Below are 16,155 nucleotides of genomic sequence, written 5' to 3' on the forward strand. Positions count from 1 at the left end.
GATTTGGGGTTAAGTCTCACTACTCACCCTCAGAAACACTGCTTTACTTTCTAAAAGCAAGGTTGTAATGTGCATCCCACTCAGCGGCGACAACTAATGGTAATCCAATGCAACTAGTTTGCACCATCAAGTCAAACGCATTCAAGGCGAACCAAGTCCAAAGCCATTCTCGGTCACGGACGGGGTTCACGCTCATGGAGCTTTTGATTGTGGTTGCCGTCATCGGGATTCTGGCCGCGATGCTTTTACCCGCTCTCTCCCGCTCCAAGTCACGTGCTCAGGCCATCTTTTGCCTGAGCAATAACAAACAGTTGTCGTTTGCCTGGGAGATGTATTCCTCGGATAACAACGATCAATTGGTTTACAATTTAGGAGGAAGGATTGACACCAAAGGTTTTGCCCCCCGTGACGAGCCCAATTGGGTGAACAATATCATGGATTGGGAACTTAGTCCGGACAACACCAACAATTCCTTCGTTAATAATTCGATGTTGGGTTCCTATGCCAGCTTTTCTTCAAAAGTTTACAAATGCCCGGCGGATAATGCTCTGAGCGATCGCCAAAGGAACGCAGGATGGGACTCTCGAGTTCGCAGTGTATCGATGAATGCCATGATCGGCAATCCTGGTGCCCTGCTTCAAAATGGCGTCAACGTGAACAATCCCACCTACCGGCAGTACCTGAAGGAATCGGAGATTAGAAATCCCTCGATGACTTTTGTCTTTTTGGACGAACATCCGGATAGCATCAATGACGGGTACTTTGTCGAAAATCCCTATGAATTGGAGTGGATTGATCTCCCGGCTTCCTATCACAATGGCGGCAGCAGCTTCTCCTTTGCTGATGGCCATAGTGAACTACATTACTGGCTCTACGATTCAACCAGACGACCTGCGAAGGAGGATGGCGCCCAGTTGCCAATGACCATCCATCCGACTGATCGGGCTGATTTCGATTGGGTTATCCGGCGGATGAGCGTCGAGCGTTCCACTTACAACTCGCCGCCTCCACACCCCTAGAGGCCTCGGGCATCACCAAGGCCGCGTCGAATTTCTTTTCCCGAGGATCGTAGCTGTAGGGTCGTCATCTCAGAATCTCATTCCCGGCACTGAAAATGTTTGCGCTAATGTCAAGTCTTACAAACTTAAAAAGTCCTCGTCAATTTGGATCTGAACTGTTAACATATCCAATCATTCTAGAAAGCATTTATGCCACGAAATCACAATTCGGCCATCGGCGCTTTTTGCGCCATTTTAATTTTAAGTGTGCTCACTGTCTCTGTATGGGCTGATACCCCTCCCCATGGACAGCCAGTAGCCATCAGTGCAACGCCTGCCAAACCTGAATTGTTGGTTTGGGATTCCCTCCAGAAGGAACTCTCAACCACCAATGGCCAGGCCAGCGCCGATTTTTCATTTGCCGTAACGAACGTTTCCGAATCCCTCGTCGTCATTGACCGCGTCATGACCTCCTGCGGTTGCACAGTGGCCAAGTTGCCCAGCGAACCTTGGCTGCTTCCACCGCACTCTGATGGAAAGGTCGGCGTCACCGTCAACCTCGCCGGCAAATCTGGCACTATTTTCAAGACGGTTACTGTGGTTTCCACCAATGCTCCCAAAACTCTCACGGTAAAAGTAAATATCGCGGAAAACCCTGAAATGGCTCGCTCTCGCAACCAACAAATGGCCTTGGCTGACCGGCAGGCAGTATTCAGAAATGATTGTGCCAGCTGCCATGTCGAACCAACCAAGGGCAAAGAAGGCAAGGAATTATACGCGGCGGCTTGCGGCATCTGTCACGACTCTGAAAACCGTGCAACCGCCGTCCCCAGCTTGCATGCCTTAAATCATTCAACGGACTACAATTACTGGAAGGCATGGATGACTACAGGCAAGGCTGGAAGCATGATGCCTGCTTTTGCGGTCAATCAGGGCGGTCCACTCAGTGATGCACAAATCGATTCCGTGGCGAAGTATTTGACTGAAACGATTCCCGCAAATCCTCCTGCCACTCCGGTGAAACTCACAACCCCGAGCCATAATATAATTCCTTCCGGGCAGAAGAATTAATAGTCTGGAACACTTGTGCCTTCACTTGGCCCTGGCGTCATATTGAATCAACCGCCTAATCCAGTTCACGAACATGCCGATTCATCTGCCTCCCGTTTCACGCCGCCGGTTTCTCGCGAGCACCCTCGCTGCAGGAGCCGGACTTTTAATCAGTCGTGATCTTTTTGCCAAAGGCCGGGATACCGATCCAAACAGTTGGGCGCTCGTTTCCGACATCCACCTTGCTGCAGATCGGAAGAAGCTTGGGCGAGGCATAAACATGGCGGATAATTTCACCCAGGTAACCACACAACTTCTGGATCCCAAATGGCGCCATTCTGCCATGTTGATTAGCGGAGATTTGGCTTTTAATTCCGGCGAAAGTGCCGATTACGCCACCGTTACCGAGTTGCTCCAACCGGTTCAAGCCGGCGGAATTCCCATTCATCTGACTCTCGGTAATCACGATAACCGTGAACATTTCTGGGACGCCATTGCCGAAGCAAAGGCCGCCAAGCGTCCGGTAACGGACCATCAGGTCTCCCTGCTCCGCTCCTCCCGCGCGAACTGGTTTGTGCTGGATTCGCTGGAACAAACCCTCGCCACACCGGGACTCATCGGCGAAGCGCAGTTGGACTGGCTGGCCCATGCCCTGGATGATAACAAAAGGAAACCAGCGCTGATCGTTGTTCATCATAATTTGAACGACAATTCAGGCAAACCTTCCGGCCTCAAAGATGGGGATAAGCTCCTCGATATCATCCGTCCGAGAAAGCACGTCAAAGCACTCCTCTACGGCCACTCGCATGACTGGGAAGTGAAGCAGGATTCAAGCGGCATCCACCTGATCAACCTGCCTCCCACCGCCTACGTCTTCAAGGAAGGCAAGCCCAACGGCTGGGTTCACGCCTCTCTACAGTCAAAAGGCATGCAACTGGAATTACGCTGCCTCGATAGCAGCCATCCGCAGCACGGTGAAACCCACGATCTCAAGTGGCGCGCCTGATGACGTCTTCGTGAAATAGAGTAGGTTTTTTCATGGATGCTACTCAATCCGTTCGCATCGATAAGTGGTTATGGGCGGTTCGACTTTTCAAGACCCGCAGCCTGGCCATGGCAGCGTGTCGCAGCGGCCATGTCCGTGTGGGCGGTCATCCGGTTAAACCTGCCCGTGAAGTCAGGATTAACGACGTCATCGAAGCCAGGACCGGTGACATCACCCGCACCGTCAAAGTCCTTGGCTTGTTACACCAAAGAGTCGGTGCTCAAGCTGTCAAGGAACATGCGGAAGATTTGACACCCGCCTCCGAATACGAAAAGCGCAAGGAACTCGTTCTGGAACCGATGTTCTACCGTCCGAAAGGAACCGGGCGTCCCACCAAAAAAGATCGCCGCTCGATGGAAAAATTGTTTTAGACAATTTCCTTCAAACTAACTTTCCTTCGCCGCTAATGCCGGGGCTGCAACCGGGGACTTCAAGGTCGCGATTTCCACCCCCACCAGGCAGACATCGTCCATGAATTCCTGTCCTAAAGCAAACTGCCGTATCTCCGCCAGCAGATCATCAAACATTTCACTCAGCGGCATTTTTGTGCGATTGCGCACCGCATTGACCAGCATCTCGTGGGAATAAAGTTGCTGGTCCGCTCCTTCAACTTCATAGAGGCCATCAGTGAACAGCATCACCGCCTCCCCTTCCTTTATGGGACAGACAGAAGTGGTATAGACGCTTTGTTCAAACAACCCCAGCGCCGGTTTTCCCTTGGCGTCATTGTTGGTCAAAGATCCGACCACGCCGGTGTTGGGATGGATGAGCAACGGCTTTGGATGCCCGGCATTCGCATATCGCAACGTGCCCGATGCCGCATCTGCCACCATGTAGAACGCAGTGGTAAGCATGGGTGACCCCGTGTGCTTTAAAATCGCGCATAAATCCCGGTTCAACTTTGTCATTAATTTTCCGGGATCACCGGCCACCGGCTTTAATTCCTCCACCAATGCCCTGACCATGGCCGCGATCAAGGCGGAACGAACACCATGCCCCATCACATCGCAAATAAATACTCCCGCTTCACTCTCCGACAAAGCCATCACATTGAAATAATCACCTCCCACCGCGCCGGTGGGATAATAACGATGACTAAACCGGAACAGGTTCTCCTTTGAATTCGCCTCCTTCAAAAAAATCGGATAGGCCTGGGGCAACATCGTTTGTTGGATCTCACGCGCCATCTTCAGATCGTCCTCCATCTGCTCATTGCGTTTGCGCAACGCTTCACGGCTGCGGGCCAACTCAGCCGTCGCCATGCGGATCTGCTCCTCGGCGCGTTTCCGTTCCGAAATATCCCAAAAAATTCCCTGCAAACCAATCACATTGCCCTGCATGTCTCGCAACGGAGTTTTGACCACCTGCACATAAAGCTTGTCGTTTCCCGATGCCACATGCTGCTCAATGGTTTCAAACGTCTTGCCCGTATCAAGTATCCGTCGATCATCGCGCTGATATTTCGACGCCAGTTCAGCCAGGAATATGTCCGCGTCGGTTTTGCCAATGATTTCTTCCGGCTTCCGGCCGATGGTCTGACAAAACCGATGGTTCACGAATGTGAAGCGACCCTCCAGGTCCTTGCGAAAAATATTTTGCGGCAACGTTTCCACCAGCGAATGATACAAAGCTTCGGAAGTGCGCAACTTCTCCTCGGCTTGACGCCGCTGGGTGATGTCCTCCACCGTCCCCTCATAATACTGTAGCTTGCCTTGGGCATTCCGGATGGCCCGCACATTCTCCGCGATCCAAATGATGCTTCCATCCTTCCGATAAATCCGCGATTCAAAATCGGTTACCGTATCATGCTCCTGCATGATCTTGATGAATTCCTGCCGCCGTCCGGATTCCACATAAAGTTTCCGTCCAATGTCCGTCACGTCGGCCATCAACTCTTCTGGTGATGCATATCCATAAATGCGCGCCAATGCAGGGTTCGCGCTGAGATACATCCCTTCCGGTGTGGTTTGAAAAATACCCTCTACAATGTGATCAAAAATCCCGTGATACTTCTGCTCCGCCTCCATCAATGCCGCATCCGCACGCTGGCGCTCAATCGCATAACGTGTCGCCCGTCCGAGCAACTGCGGATTAATCTGGCTCTTCACCAGGTAATCCTGCGCCCCCTGATGCACGGCATCCAGAGCCACCGCCTCGTCATCCACCAATCCCAGGATGATGATGGGAATTTTAGGCGCGTGCGCTTGCACAGTCTTGATGTTGCCCAGCTTGGCTCCATTTTTAAAAAACAAATCCAACAGCACCAGTGAGAAGGTTCCACTGTCCAACATTTTCAAGCCGTTGTTCAGCTCCTCGGAAAAAATAAGATCGAAGTTGGCCCCTTTCGCCTGCTCAAAAATGTCCCGGATATGCCGCGCCAAATCAGTGTCATCGGCAATCAGCAGAACTTTAATGAGGTTGGAATCCATGACAGCTCAATTGACCAGACACCACGCTGAACCGAACACCAGCGCCAGGCACGGAACCATTCCGCAACACCCAGTACACTCTGTTTTTTCGGTCCATTTCATTGCTCAAAAATGACAGCATTTGCCCATCGAAGCAAGAGTATAGGATTTTGCTCCAATGCCTTGAAATCCAGCGCTTCAAACGACCACGTACGCCGTTTCCACGTCAAAGCCGATTGATTATCTGGAAGCGACATTTGTTATCTGGTACGGACATTTTACACCACCGCGACAGAAAACCCCTTGCCGCAAACTTAAAAACCGTATTAGCCTCCGCTCCATGAGGCTCAATTACTCTTCGCTTGGAACAATGCGAAAACTGGTCCCCATTCTTCTCGGAGCCTGCCTTCCGTTGCTCGTTGGCTGCACCTCCATTCAGCGAAGTTTTCTGTTCTACCCCACCCACCACGATGGTGACAACGGACTTGTCGCCTGGAGGTCAGAAGGAAAAATAATCGGATACTCTCGCCAGGTGCAACCCCCCGAAAATGTCTGGCTGATGCTTCATGGCAACGGAGGTCAGGCAACCGACCGCATCTATGCCCTTCCCTCCTTCTCCGAGCACGATTCCGTTTTCATTCTGGAATACCCCGGCTACGGCACACGTGGAGACAAACCATCAAGAGCCTCCTTCGACGCTGCGGCAGCCGAAGCGTACACACTCCTCAGAGATACATTCACGAACATTCCAGTATGCATCATCGGCGAATCAATCGGCAGTGGACCAGCCTGTACGCTGGCAACCCAATCCCCTCCTCCCGAAAAAATTGTGTTGGTCGTTCCGTTCGACAAGCTCGCGTCTGTCGCCGCCGAGCATGTTAGTGTTCTTCCCGTGAGTTTGCTGTTGGAAGCCAAGTGGGACAATGTTCGTTCACTCTCAAACTACCAGGGACCGGTGGAAATATTCGGCGCCCAGCAAGACACCGTAATCCCCATCGAGCACGCCAGGAAACTCGCCAGTGGCATTCCTACAGCACAATTTCACTGCATTCCCGGCGGCCACAACGACTGGTCGAGAACTGGTCAGGTAGAGATCAGGAATCCATGAAATCATTCGCAACATCCCCAACCGACCCCCAATTCTCCAGCGTCACTCCCGAAGATTTCGACGAATTGGCAGACCTTCGTATTGTCGCCATGCGTGAAAGCCTGGAGCGCATCGGGCGTTTCGATCCTGACCGCGCTCGGCAACGACTCCGCAACTCATTCTATCCCGAACACACCAGGTTCATCCTTCTGAACGCTCAACGCATCGGCTTCTACACCTTCCGACCCGCTGGCGATGGCTTCCACTTGGATCACGTTTATATTCATCCCCACCACCAGTCGCGCGGCATCGGTTCGTACGTCATGCACCACGTGCTCTCCCAATCCGATGCTCTCAAACTGTCCGTCCATCTATGCGCCCTGCGTGACAGCCCGTCCAACCGCTTTTACCAACGCCACGGCTTCGTAAAAACATCCGAGGACGAATGGGACATCTATTACGTTCGCACTCCCAGGCAATGCATTGGAAATCCATGACAAAGTGTCCATCCCACTTCAAGCGAGCTTTTCACTCCCCTTCTCAATTGACACGCTCCTCCAACCATGTCTGAATTTTGCCAGTAGGAGTTACAATACATCATGAATATCCGAGCCGCTCTCACAGAACCAACAAAGGCAATGCACCTCGTGCTTCGATATGGGCTTCTCGCCCTCATCCTTTCGTTGCTCGCAATCGATATTCGTTGGCGGCTCAGACTTTCTCCAGGTTTTGCAGGCGAACGATACTCAAACGGCGTCGCAGCACTGATGCTGCTCTTTAACCATTTAGCCTTTCAGTTCCGTTGGCCCACTCCTGTTCTTACTGCCGCGCTGCGTATACTGGCGTTTGGCTGGCTTGCATTCGGCCTTCTTTACATTTTTTATCAGTGGCGTGTCTGTTAAAGCCGCGAACCATGCCCAAAGACCATCCAATCAAAAAAAGCGCGAGGGAATATCCAGCGCTACTTATCGGGAGCTGCCTTATCGTTATTCTGATTGCGGTGCTCGGTTGGCTTTTCATCTCCAGGGCGAGTTTCACTATAGGACACACCCGCTCCCGCTTTTTGATCCAGAGCATTTCAAAACTGTCCGGTTCACAGAATGTTAATACCAATGCCATTTTCATGAACGTGGGCTGGGTCGATCCCACCGGTCAAATCACCCGTGGTCGGGCTTATGGCCTGCGCATTGGCTCACATATGTTTGAACTGGATACCTATTACGCCCCCTAAGATTTTCAAGGCACACTCTCTAACTTTTGAAATGGAAAAGCCCTGTCTGAAAACATGCTGCGGGGCCTTAATCAATCTCGAACATTGCGAAATGAAACCGACTCTGTAATCTGGATCCAACCAAGGGCTGCGGGAGCAGCTTGAGAAATAAGTGATCATATGAAAATCCACATTTACATCTGCTGCATCGTCCTCTTCGTTCTTGCCAGCTACGGCGCCGAGTTTGACCTGGGCACACACGGAACTCTTTCAATCACCGCTCCTGAAGACTGGACCATCAAGGGCAGGGCCGTGAACGACCATGGTGGAACCCCTATTGGTTATGCCTTCGCCATCAAGCCGCGCAGCGATGTGAACGCGAAATGTTTGCTAACGTTCGCCTATATTACAAATGGTGTTCCGAACAGGGAGACCATCCGCAAGGATGTGCTGCGCGTCACCACACAACTCGTCTCCGAATCGGTCGAGAAAAAGCAAAACCTGAAGGATTTCTCACTACAGACTGGATATGGCGCCTACTGTCTTTTCACCGATGCCTCCCTGGTTGGTAAACCGGCAAAACCGGGTGATTACAAAGTCATGGGAAGTGGCCAGGTTCAACCCGGCGATAACATGCTCGGCGTGGTCAGCCTCTTTGCCGACGAGGCGGACGGCAAAGACTTTCAGGCAATGCTCAAGATCATCAACAGTCTCAAAGTGAAACCAGCCAATGCAAAATGAATCTGTCTCGATTCGGCTTTAAGCATCATCCACGCGAATTATGATTACTCGTTACCGAAATAACGCCATCAAGCTCTTCGGCATTTCAGTCTCGTTACTCATACTCATCCTTTTGCTGGTCAACATGCGGGCTTTTGGTCTTCCAGACGCTCTGGCTGCAGTGGGTGGAATATTGCTTGGCACATTTGCCGTCGTATTTTATGTGCAGGCCAACATCGCATTGGCTAAAGCAAAAGGACATGATAGTTCGTCCGTGGCGGCCATCATCATCGTGGCCTCTCTCTGTCTCGCAGGGTTATTCTTCGCCATGCCTCTGATATTAATCTTCGGCTTCCAGGATAAAACCAAGGCCAGAAAGCGTTCAAAAGATACAACACCAGAACCCATCCACCGCAATCCACCAGCCAAACTGCCGCCATTGCGCAATAACGACATTGGTTGAAGCTGTCTTGGACTCTCCCGTCCACCTTGCAAATGGACTCTCAATTTTGCTACATTTACCAAATCATCTTTCATGCGCTCCTAAAGCCTCATGCAACAAACAATTTCTGACGCACCAGAACCAGAGTTTTACATCCTGTTATTTTTTTCCGGCGCAGTCTTTGCAGTTTGCGCACTCATAGCGGCTGGTTTATTCATTCTGGGACGTCGAACCAAGTCCAAGACTCTCAAGATAGCAGCAGCAGTTCCACTTGGTTGTGGCACTGTGGTCTTCGCGCCGATGCTGCTTCTCCTAATACTTTGGATTGGATACTGGATTTTCGGGAATAAGCCGTCTGTGGAAAGACAGTCTCAACCCGGGCCACCAACGAGCACGAATTATGTGAAATAAAACGTCATGAATAGCCTGTTCAACCGGATCACCCCCCCTCCACATACTCACCATTGCTTTTGGCTCAGACAGTGCTTTAGTTTCAATTGTCCACTCGCGGTGGCAATAACTGGGTTTGGATATTAGGAGGTTGAGAAGAATTCAGAGACCGTCACACGCATGTAAATTGCGCGCGCTCGATCACTCAACACACCAACATGAATAAAGATACAGGAAAATATTTATGCCATTAATAAACGTAAAAGTGCTCGAAGGCGTTTTCACACCCGCACAAAAGCAACAAATGGTCCGCAAACTCACCGACGCGATGGTCTCGATCGAAGGCGAGAACATGCGTGCAGCTACCGTAGTCATCATCGAAGAAGTAAAGAGTGGCGATTGGGGTTTCGGCGGCAACCCGCTGACCACAAAGGATGCAAAAGCCATGGCCGCAGGAAAATTCAAAGGCAGCCGCACCACAACCTCCAGAGGCCAACAGCGACTACCACGATCCGCCCGCCTTCGCCGTTGACATCCCCAACTCGCCGTGGCTCACATTAAGACGCACAATGGATTTGCCACAACCAACAGTTGAGGAGCTTGCCGCCAGCTGGCTCAGCGGTGAGGACTATACAATGAGCGATGGCGTTTTCGATGCCCCTGAGATGGCCTGGCAGGCAATACTTAAAATTATGCAGCATGCGCTAACCGATAAACAACTAGCCTTGCTGGCTGCTGGGCCTCTGGAGACATTGCTGGCGCATCATGGAGTGGAATTCATTGATCGAATTGAGGCCGAGGCAAAGCGAAGTCCTTCTTTTGCTCATCTCCTTGGCGGCGTATGGCGCAGAGAAATGGATCCTGCATTGTGGCAACGAGTCCAAACCGCACGCGGAGGCAAGTCTTGGTAAGATGAAAACCAAAAAATGACTACCTCAGCTAAAGTTCAATTTCAGCCAAGATGGAAAGAAGAATTAGTCTGCACAATGGATGAAAGGTGTTTCATAATCGAACTTACGATGGGTATTCTGACTGTCTATTTTCCAACACGTCCGAAATGGGAAGCCGGTGCTCCCGATTGGGCCAAGCACCAGTGGGAACGCGTGAAAGAGGATTTAGTAGTTTGGTGTAAAGCGGAGCACATACCTCTTCGGATTCAGGATGATGCCTGGGTTGACTTTCCTTGGGATAATAAGTCCTCTGCTTAATTGCTGCGTTTGCACTGGACACGTTAATCCGAAACCTCAAACCATTTGGACTTGATCTCATGACCACGCTGATATTCAGAATGATCAATCACACCTGACGAACAATACACATACGCCGAGTGCTTGACGGGAAATCCGGCACCATAGCGAAACTCCACGATCAAGGAATCATTACTCCCGCGCATCGCCGCAACGCCGTAAGGAACCAATCCTTCAGCTTCCTCCACCTCACGCCATTCCTTTGTTACCTGGATATTGCCCGACTCCATACGACGAATCAGTGCTTCGTAGCCGGGCAATGACCACCTGAACATGAGGTCGCGAATTCCTTTACCAAGGTCGGGCGCAACCACCACGACCACAACACAGGTGGCCAGTGGAATAAATGACCGCCAATGCTCCTTCCTCCAATCTGTAAAGGCCGTAACAAACCCGATGAATCCAACAACAATCAAGGCCAGGGACAAAAACATCGCCAGAAACAGCAGACCCGGCTTGGGACGAACTATCCACGCAACTATCGTGACGAACCACGATCCCGCTATAATAAAAGTATTTCTGGCGTTCTGGGACATATCGCGACTGCTGTGATTACTACACCGGGATGTATGACAAGTTTCGGACAAGCTTTGGCAGTCACATTCCAAACCAGCTAGCGAATCACTCAAATCCCGCACCCTTCGGCGAAACCAGACGTCTGACACTCTCCAACTTCATCAAACTCGTCCCGCCCGCTGGCAACGGAAATTCAACCCGATGCGAGCGCATCTTGATCGCCGAGAGCTTCCCGGTCTTCGCATCCAACCGCTGCAACCCTGCAATCTTTCGATCCATGTCCAACGAGACCTCCGTTGCATGATGCACATCCCGATTCACCACTATCGCCCATCGCGAACCATCCTGACACCGGAATAAACCAATCACCAACGGCCCACCTTTTACCACCTGGATGGGTGAATTCGTCTCCACTCCTTTGCAGCCCGTCGGCACCGGACCCGTGTGATAAACACCCGTCGAAGTCATCTTCGCCATCGCTTTGCCCAATACCAATAATTCCACGTTGAGCGCCTTCACCATCGCATAATGTGGCAATCGATTTCCATGCTTATCAATCATCGCATTGTGAAAATCGGCGCTGTTGTCATCTGGCGTCCAATAAGTGAAATACATCAACGCCGTCGCACCATATGCCAAACCCGTGTTCGCCTGCCAGCGCAGCTCGGCTTCGCCCGGGTCACGATAGGAACCATGCGGTGTCACGAGAAATATTTCTCCAAATGGCACTTGGTGTTTCAACCCCTGCCGCCGAATGACTTCCAAATTATCAAAATATTCCGGACGTACCGTGTCATTATTCAGGAGGGCGTAATGATCGAAGCTCAACAACCGAGGCTTCACGATGTCCAGATACTTTTCCACATGCTCTTCGTAATTCGAAGTCCCCAAGGCCCAGAGCGGCGCGTAATTTGGGAGCAGGTTGATGAATGGCAGATGCTTGGAATCATGTTGAAGCAGATATTGGTTTACCGCTCCCAAGGCAGGAAAGGCACCCGACCCCGGTTCATCCCCAAGGAAATAGCCGCCCATGCCCGGATGCTTTGCATAGTCGCTGATGACCGCGTCCAGATTCGTGGCAAATCCGGAATCCTGAGCGACCCGAGCCATGACCCGCGCATCATACAAAATGTATTTTAGGCCATGCCGGCCGCACGTATTCAGAATCGACCGGGTATTCTCAGGCGAATTCCCGGCGCAGGGAATCATGGCATAATTAAAACCACACTCCGCCACCTCCGCATACCGCGCATCCACATCAGGACCATCCGGCGGGCCGCACCAATAGCTGAGAATGAATTCACTCCCCGCGACGGGAAGGACTGTCGCGCAGGCAATTAAGAGCGCCGCAAATCGGACGAGTGGTAATGGCATTCAACTTAGAAAACCTTGCCCAGGGTTGAAAAGCAACCCCGCAAGTTTAAATTATTAATAGAGAGAGATAATAACTAAAGCGCAAAACAATCAACCAATTGGGAGGCGAGTTATGATTACAAAATTAACCATGCCCAACCCGGTCGAGGCGAAGAAGTATTTTGAAGATAAAATCACTTTCACCACCGGACCGGTGGAGTTGGAGCGAATGATCAAACAACACGAAAACATTAACGTCATCGACGTCCGGGAAGAGGAGGACTATCGCCAGGGCCATGTTCCTGGTGCCATAAATCTGCCGAAGGAAAGATGGGAAACATTGGAAGGATTGAGCAAGGACAGGACCAACGTCCTTTATTGCTACAATCCTGTTTGCCATCTGGCGGCGACCGCCGGTGTGGAGTTTGCCAGCAAGGGTTTTCCAGTTATGGAAATGGAAGGCGGTTTTAAGGCGTGGCAGGATATGGATCTGGAAATCGAAAAACCCCAAATCAATCGAATGTTCGCCTTCAGAAATGAATGAGCACAAGCTGAATTGTTTCAGCTTCGGACTTTAAAGTTAAAGCACACAGCCTGAGTAATGATACTCAGGCCTTTTTTCAACCTGCCTTGTTTTCTCGTTGGCATTATTGCTTCTTAACAGTATCAAAGAGGCATGAAGAGATCCTCACTCCTCTGCTTTCTACTTTGCCTGGCGCTCGCGCCCGCCACCTTTGCCGACAAGATCGATGACCTGATCAAAGCGGAAATGCAAAATCACCACGTTGCCGGACTCTCCATGAGAGTCTTGAAGGATGGAAAGGAACTGAAGACCGAAAGCTACGGTCTCGCCAACCTGGAATGGAATGTCCCCGCCACCAAGGATACAGTCTTTGAAATCGGTTCCATGACCAAACAATTCACCGCCGCCTGCATTCTGCTGCTCGCGGAGGATGGGAAGCTTTCTGTGGACGACAAAATTTCTCAGCATCTCAAAAACACTCCCGCCGCCTGGTCGAATATTACCATTCGCCATTTGCTCACTCACACCTCCGGCATCAAAAACTATACAGTCATGGACGGGTTTGAGTTCTCCAAACACCTCACCCAAGAGCAGTTCATCGAGAAAATGAGCACCGTCCCTCTCTCCTTCCAACCGGGAGACGCCTTCTCCTATTGCAACACTGGCTACAACCTGCTCGGCTTCATCGTGGAAAATGCGAGTGGCAAAAAATATTGGGACTTCATCCAGGAACGCATCTTCACCCCTCTGCAGATGACCTCCACCACCAGTCGCAATCCCGGAGTCATTCTCCCTCATCGCGCCGCCGGTTACGAACTCATCAAGGGCAAACACGTCAACCGCGACTATGATATTACGGACATCTTTTCCGCCGGTGCCATCGTCTCCACAGTGGAGGACATCAGCAAGTGGAATGCAGCTCTGGATGGAGACAAATTCCTGAATGCCACCAGCCGGCAACTCTGGTGGACTCCGATGAAGCTGAACAACGGAAAAATCCAGAACTACGGCTTTGGCTGGTTCCTTGATCCACTGGACAATCACAAAAACATCGGGCACGGCGGAGCCACCTCCGGCTTCTCCGCCACCATCCAACGCTTTCCGGAGGATAAGCTGGCCATAATCATTCTCACCAACGCCGACGAAACCGGCCTGGCCTCATCCATCGCGAAGAAAGTTGCCAAACTTTACTTCGAGGACACGGTGGCGGCGAAATAGCCCCACAAACCTTAAGTTCCCTCCCCTGCGGCACTTCGCCAGATTTCGGCCATCAACTTGCTGAGTGTAGTTTTGTGCTGCAATTTCGCGGCCCTCCGCCTAAGCTGAATGCTGTGAAGAAGGAACGTCTCAGCTACTCCGCCAATGCCTATCATCCCAGCCTGGGATCGGAAACGGCTGCCGGTCTCATTACCTTCACGCAATTCACACTCCGCTTCGAATCGGATCTGGCCAGGCTGGATATTCCGCTGAACGAACTAACCATCCGCGTTGGCCAGGGCGACGATGCTCGCCTTTACTTCGATCGGGTTAATGATCCCGAATGGTCCCTCTACACTCTGGATTTCGACATTCTGAAGGACTACGCCTTCTCCAGCAACCATCACCTGCGCGTTCAAGCCAACGAAATCTTCGGTCGCAAGTATCTCCGCAAGACCATCATTATCACCGCTGCGTTTATTCTCTTCTTTTTCCTTGCCGCATTTTGCGTCTCGTGGGGTATGGGCCAAATGGTCCGCCATGTGGTCAATCGGATGCCGCCCGATGTCGAAAAAAGTTTGGGCGCCACTGCCTTGAAGGAAGTGCAAAAAAGATTCGCCGTTGTGGATGATCCGAAGTTGATGGCGCGCTTGGAAACGCTCTATGCCAGGCTCCGCCAAGGCATGCCTGATACCAACGTCACGGTTCAATTTCACATCCTGGACACCGACATCCCCAACGCCATGTCCATACCCGGACACGTGTTCTTCACGCGCGGCATGTTCGATCTGCTGAATACACCCGAGGAAATTGCCGGAACTCTCGCGCACGAGATGGGTCACATTAACGAAAAACATATTCTCCGCAGCATTATCGCGGATCAGGGACCAGCCCGCGTGTTGAGCAGTATCTTCGGCAAACAAAGCGGCACCATAGGCATGGTCGTGCTCAGCTCGCAATTCCTGGTCGGCCGCACGTTTTCCAAGGATTTTGAACATGAAGCGGATGAAGATGCCTGGAAATATCTCGTCAAGGCTCACATCAACCCGCGCGGACTGATTGAAACCATGGAAAAATTGAAGGAATACGAGGACCGAAATCACGTCAATACCTCCTCCATTCTCAGCACCCACCCTTCCACTCAGGATCGTATCGACCGGCTGGAATCCAACTGGCGCTCGCTAAAGCAAAAAACCGGCTTCGTGGAACTTACCGATTATTGAGAGCTCTCACTCGCTCCCAGGCTCTCGCTCAACGCCTTTTTCTTTTCCAGGTCGGGAAAAAATTCCTCTGCCACGATATAACCCACACATTTCGGCGCCCCACAGCAACACGGATGTTCCTTGTAATCCTCCAGATCGTAATTGTAATTAAACGTGATCTCCTCGCCCTGCTTGATATCCCGGCTGGCCACAATCCAGATTCGACCCTCTTCATCCTGCGCCTCACAATTCGGCGCACAACTATGATTTAAAAATCGCGCCGGATTCCAGTCCACATTCCCATCCAGATCGTGCGTTACATTGATGGTGAAAATAAAAGGGTTATCCAGCTCGCATTGCCGGAGCGACTCCTCCTTGTCGATCAGCCGGCCAACATATTCAATGACCTTGGCTCCTTCCTTGATATCCACGAGGGCAAATCCCCCCATGCCGTGAATACCGGAATTCCTGAACTCAATTAGATCACTCGTTTGCATCAATGGGCTTACTCTGACAAACTCCGTGGAAATAGCAACTGAGGGCTCTTTTGACAACTCGATTTCTCCGAGCTCTCCTGGAAATAGCCTCGCCCGTTCTCACTCCAAAATAAAACAGATATTTCGACAGGCGAAGCGCAGTTGCTTTATCCATGGAAGACTGGTAAACATTGCTCATTAATCCATAAAACTGTATGTGCGGAAAAAAATATCCACTAGTGGATAGCACTGCTCAAATTTCAAATTATCCTTGCCCTAAACAATCTCTAC

General features: G+C 51.2%; 19 protein-coding genes and 1 pseudogene. 16 read left to right on the forward strand and 4 right to left on the reverse strand.

Going from position 1 to position 16,155, the window contains the following annotated elements; genetic code table 11:
* Window positions 1-107: 107 nt before the first annotated feature.
* The 4 genes from CFLAV_RS04300 (at window position 108) to CFLAV_RS04315 (ending at window position 3,464) form a co-directional block, all read left to right on the forward strand.
* Window positions 108-1,019, forward strand: a complete 912-nt coding sequence (locus CFLAV_RS04300; protein WP_007413406.1) for a type II secretion system protein — start codon at window positions 108-110, stop codon at window positions 1,017-1,019.
* Between the two features lie 189 nt (window positions 1,020-1,208).
* On the forward strand, window positions 1,209-2,069 hold the full coding sequence (locus CFLAV_RS04305; protein WP_007413407.1) for a DUF1573 domain-containing protein: 861 nt from the start codon (window positions 1,209-1,211) through the stop codon (window positions 2,067-2,069).
* Between the two features lie 73 nt (window positions 2,070-2,142).
* Window positions 2,143-3,054 (forward strand): metallophosphoesterase family protein, encoded by a 912-nt coding sequence (locus CFLAV_RS04310; protein WP_007413408.1) that lies wholly within the window; start codon window positions 2,143-2,145, stop codon window positions 3,052-3,054.
* Between the two features lie 32 nt (window positions 3,055-3,086).
* Window positions 3,087-3,464 (forward strand): RNA-binding S4 domain-containing protein, encoded by a 378-nt coding sequence (locus CFLAV_RS04315; protein ID WP_007413409.1) that lies wholly within the window; start codon window positions 3,087-3,089, stop codon window positions 3,462-3,464.
* A gap of 15 nt (window positions 3,465-3,479) precedes the next feature.
* Here CFLAV_RS04315 and CFLAV_RS31820 read toward each other — a convergent pair whose 3' ends face one another.
* Window positions 3,480-5,522: a SpoIIE family protein phosphatase gene (locus CFLAV_RS31820; RefSeq protein WP_007413410.1), complete on the reverse strand. Its 2,043-nt coding sequence runs from the start codon at window positions 5,520-5,522 to the stop codon at window positions 3,480-3,482.
* 349 nt (window positions 5,523-5,871) lie between these two features.
* Between CFLAV_RS31820 and CFLAV_RS04325 the strand changes: the two genes are divergently transcribed.
* The 9 genes and pseudogenes from CFLAV_RS04325 (at window position 5,872) to CFLAV_RS04370 (ending at window position 10,558) form a co-directional block, all read left to right on the forward strand.
* Complete coding sequence (locus tag CFLAV_RS04325) at window positions 5,872-6,609, forward strand: alpha/beta hydrolase (protein WP_040546993.1); 738 nt, start codon at window positions 5,872-5,874, stop codon at window positions 6,607-6,609.
* Window positions 6,606-7,085 (forward strand): GNAT family N-acetyltransferase, encoded by a 480-nt coding sequence (locus tag CFLAV_RS04330; protein ID WP_007413412.1) that lies wholly within the window; start codon window positions 6,606-6,608, stop codon window positions 7,083-7,085. The genes CFLAV_RS04325 and CFLAV_RS04330 overlap by 4 nt, the downstream gene beginning before the upstream one ends.
* 141 nt (window positions 7,086-7,226) lie before the next feature.
* On the forward strand, window positions 7,227-7,490 hold the full coding sequence (locus CFLAV_RS04335; protein ID WP_040546914.1) for a hypothetical protein: 264 nt from the start codon (window positions 7,227-7,229) through the stop codon (window positions 7,488-7,490).
* Between the two features lie 11 nt (window positions 7,491-7,501).
* Window positions 7,502-7,819 (forward strand): hypothetical protein, encoded by a 318-nt coding sequence (locus CFLAV_RS04340; RefSeq protein ID WP_007413414.1) that lies wholly within the window; start codon window positions 7,502-7,504, stop codon window positions 7,817-7,819.
* A 159-nt stretch (window positions 7,820-7,978) separates the two neighbouring features.
* Complete coding sequence (locus CFLAV_RS04345; protein WP_007413415.1) at window positions 7,979-8,539, forward strand: hypothetical protein; 561 nt, start codon at window positions 7,979-7,981, stop codon at window positions 8,537-8,539.
* Between the two features lie 40 nt (window positions 8,540-8,579).
* Window positions 8,580-8,981, forward strand: coding sequence for a hypothetical protein (locus tag CFLAV_RS04350; RefSeq protein WP_007413416.1), 402 nt, complete (start codon window positions 8,580-8,582; stop codon window positions 8,979-8,981).
* Between the two features lie 613 nt (window positions 8,982-9,594).
* Window positions 9,595-9,810 (forward strand): annotated as a pseudogene (locus CFLAV_RS04360) (tautomerase family protein); the annotation flags it as partial.
* A 109-nt stretch (window positions 9,811-9,919) separates the two neighbouring features.
* Window positions 9,920-10,261 carry a DUF6869 domain-containing protein gene (locus tag CFLAV_RS04365; RefSeq protein ID WP_007413419.1) on the forward strand — a complete coding sequence of 114 codons (342 nt, stop codon included), beginning with the start codon at window positions 9,920-9,922 and terminating at the stop codon, window positions 10,259-10,261.
* Between the two features lie 15 nt (window positions 10,262-10,276).
* Window positions 10,277-10,558 carry a DUF3237 domain-containing protein gene (locus tag CFLAV_RS04370; protein WP_050785624.1) on the forward strand — a complete coding sequence of 94 codons (282 nt, stop codon included), beginning with the start codon at window positions 10,277-10,279 and terminating at the stop codon, window positions 10,556-10,558.
* 23 nt (window positions 10,559-10,581) lie between these two features.
* On the opposite strand, the gene CFLAV_RS04375 is transcribed toward CFLAV_RS04370, so the two are convergent.
* Both CFLAV_RS04375 and CFLAV_RS31825 read right to left on the reverse strand, forming a co-directional pair.
* A complete protein-coding gene (locus CFLAV_RS04375; RefSeq protein WP_007413421.1) occupies window positions 10,582-11,133 on the reverse strand; it encodes a hypothetical protein in 552 nt (183 codons plus the stop codon).
* Window positions 11,134-11,218: 85 nt separating this feature from the next.
* Window positions 11,219-12,487: a hypothetical protein gene (locus tag CFLAV_RS31825; protein WP_007413422.1), complete on the reverse strand. Its 1,269-nt coding sequence runs from the start codon at window positions 12,485-12,487 to the stop codon at window positions 11,219-11,221.
* A 112-nt stretch (window positions 12,488-12,599) separates the two neighbouring features.
* Between CFLAV_RS31825 and CFLAV_RS04385 the strand changes: the two genes are divergently transcribed.
* The 3 genes from CFLAV_RS04385 to CFLAV_RS04395 all read left to right on the forward strand — a co-directional run bounded on the left by CFLAV_RS04385 (window position 12,600) and on the right by CFLAV_RS04395 (window position 15,409).
* Entirely contained in the window at window positions 12,600-13,010 is a 411-nt protein-coding gene (locus CFLAV_RS04385; RefSeq protein ID WP_007413423.1) for a rhodanese-like domain-containing protein, read from the forward strand.
* A 132-nt stretch (window positions 13,011-13,142) separates the two neighbouring features.
* Window positions 13,143-14,207: a serine hydrolase domain-containing protein gene (locus tag CFLAV_RS04390; RefSeq protein ID WP_007413424.1), complete on the forward strand. Its 1,065-nt coding sequence runs from the start codon at window positions 13,143-13,145 to the stop codon at window positions 14,205-14,207.
* Between the two features lie 113 nt (window positions 14,208-14,320).
* Window positions 14,321-15,409 carry a M48 family metallopeptidase gene (locus CFLAV_RS04395; RefSeq protein WP_150107267.1) on the forward strand — a complete coding sequence of 363 codons (1,089 nt, stop codon included), beginning with the start codon at window positions 14,321-14,323 and terminating at the stop codon, window positions 15,407-15,409.
* Here CFLAV_RS04395 and CFLAV_RS04400 read toward each other — a convergent pair.
* Window positions 15,403-15,885 carry an SET domain-containing protein gene (locus tag CFLAV_RS04400; RefSeq protein WP_007413426.1) on the reverse strand — a complete coding sequence of 161 codons (483 nt, stop codon included), beginning with the start codon at window positions 15,883-15,885 and terminating at the stop codon, window positions 15,403-15,405. The genes CFLAV_RS04395 and CFLAV_RS04400 overlap by 7 nt on opposite strands.
* Between the last annotated feature and the right edge of the window lie 270 nt (window positions 15,886-16,155).

Source organism: Pedosphaera parvula Ellin514 (assembly GCF_000172555.1).
GTDB lineage: Bacteria > Verrucomicrobiota > Verrucomicrobiia > Limisphaerales > Pedosphaeraceae > Pedosphaera.

Coding starts and splice junctions, on each gene's coding strand:
- CFLAV_RS04300 (WP_007413406.1), top strand. CDS start 108: ATGCAACTAGTTTGCACCATCAAGTCAAACGCATTCAAGGCGAACCAA.
- CFLAV_RS04305 (WP_007413407.1), top strand. CDS start 1,209: ATGCCACGAAATCACAATTCGGCCATCGGCGCTTTTTGCGCCATTTTA.
- CFLAV_RS04310 (WP_007413408.1), top strand. CDS start 2,143: ATGCCGATTCATCTGCCTCCCGTTTCACGCCGCCGGTTTCTCGCGAGC.
- CFLAV_RS04315 (WP_007413409.1), top strand. CDS start 3,087: ATGGATGCTACTCAATCCGTTCGCATCGATAAGTGGTTATGGGCGGTT.
- CFLAV_RS31820 (WP_007413410.1), bottom strand. CDS start 5,522: ATGGATTCCAACCTCATTAAAGTTCTGCTGATTGCCGATGACACTGAT.
- CFLAV_RS04325 (WP_040546993.1), top strand. CDS start 5,872: ATGCGAAAACTGGTCCCCATTCTTCTCGGAGCCTGCCTTCCGTTGCTC.
- CFLAV_RS04330 (WP_007413412.1), top strand. CDS start 6,606: ATGAAATCATTCGCAACATCCCCAACCGACCCCCAATTCTCCAGCGTC.
- CFLAV_RS04335 (WP_040546914.1), top strand. CDS start 7,227: ATGCACCTCGTGCTTCGATATGGGCTTCTCGCCCTCATCCTTTCGTTG.
- CFLAV_RS04340 (WP_007413414.1), top strand. CDS start 7,502: ATGCCCAAAGACCATCCAATCAAAAAAAGCGCGAGGGAATATCCAGCG.
- CFLAV_RS04345 (WP_007413415.1), top strand. CDS start 7,979: ATGAAAATCCACATTTACATCTGCTGCATCGTCCTCTTCGTTCTTGCC.
- CFLAV_RS04350 (WP_007413416.1), top strand. CDS start 8,580: ATGATTACTCGTTACCGAAATAACGCCATCAAGCTCTTCGGCATTTCA.
- CFLAV_RS04365 (WP_007413419.1), top strand. CDS start 9,920: ATGGATTTGCCACAACCAACAGTTGAGGAGCTTGCCGCCAGCTGGCTC.
- CFLAV_RS04370 (WP_050785624.1), top strand. CDS start 10,277: ATGACTACCTCAGCTAAAGTTCAATTTCAGCCAAGATGGAAAGAAGAA.
- CFLAV_RS04375 (WP_007413421.1), bottom strand. CDS start 11,133: ATGTCCCAGAACGCCAGAAATACTTTTATTATAGCGGGATCGTGGTTC.
- CFLAV_RS31825 (WP_007413422.1), bottom strand. CDS start 12,487: ATGCCATTACCACTCGTCCGATTTGCGGCGCTCTTAATTGCCTGCGCG.
- CFLAV_RS04385 (WP_007413423.1), top strand. CDS start 12,600: ATGATTACAAAATTAACCATGCCCAACCCGGTCGAGGCGAAGAAGTAT.
- CFLAV_RS04390 (WP_007413424.1), top strand. CDS start 13,143: ATGAAGAGATCCTCACTCCTCTGCTTTCTACTTTGCCTGGCGCTCGCG.
- CFLAV_RS04400 (WP_007413426.1), bottom strand. CDS start 15,885: ATGCAAACGAGTGATCTAATTGAGTTCAGGAATTCCGGTATTCACGGC.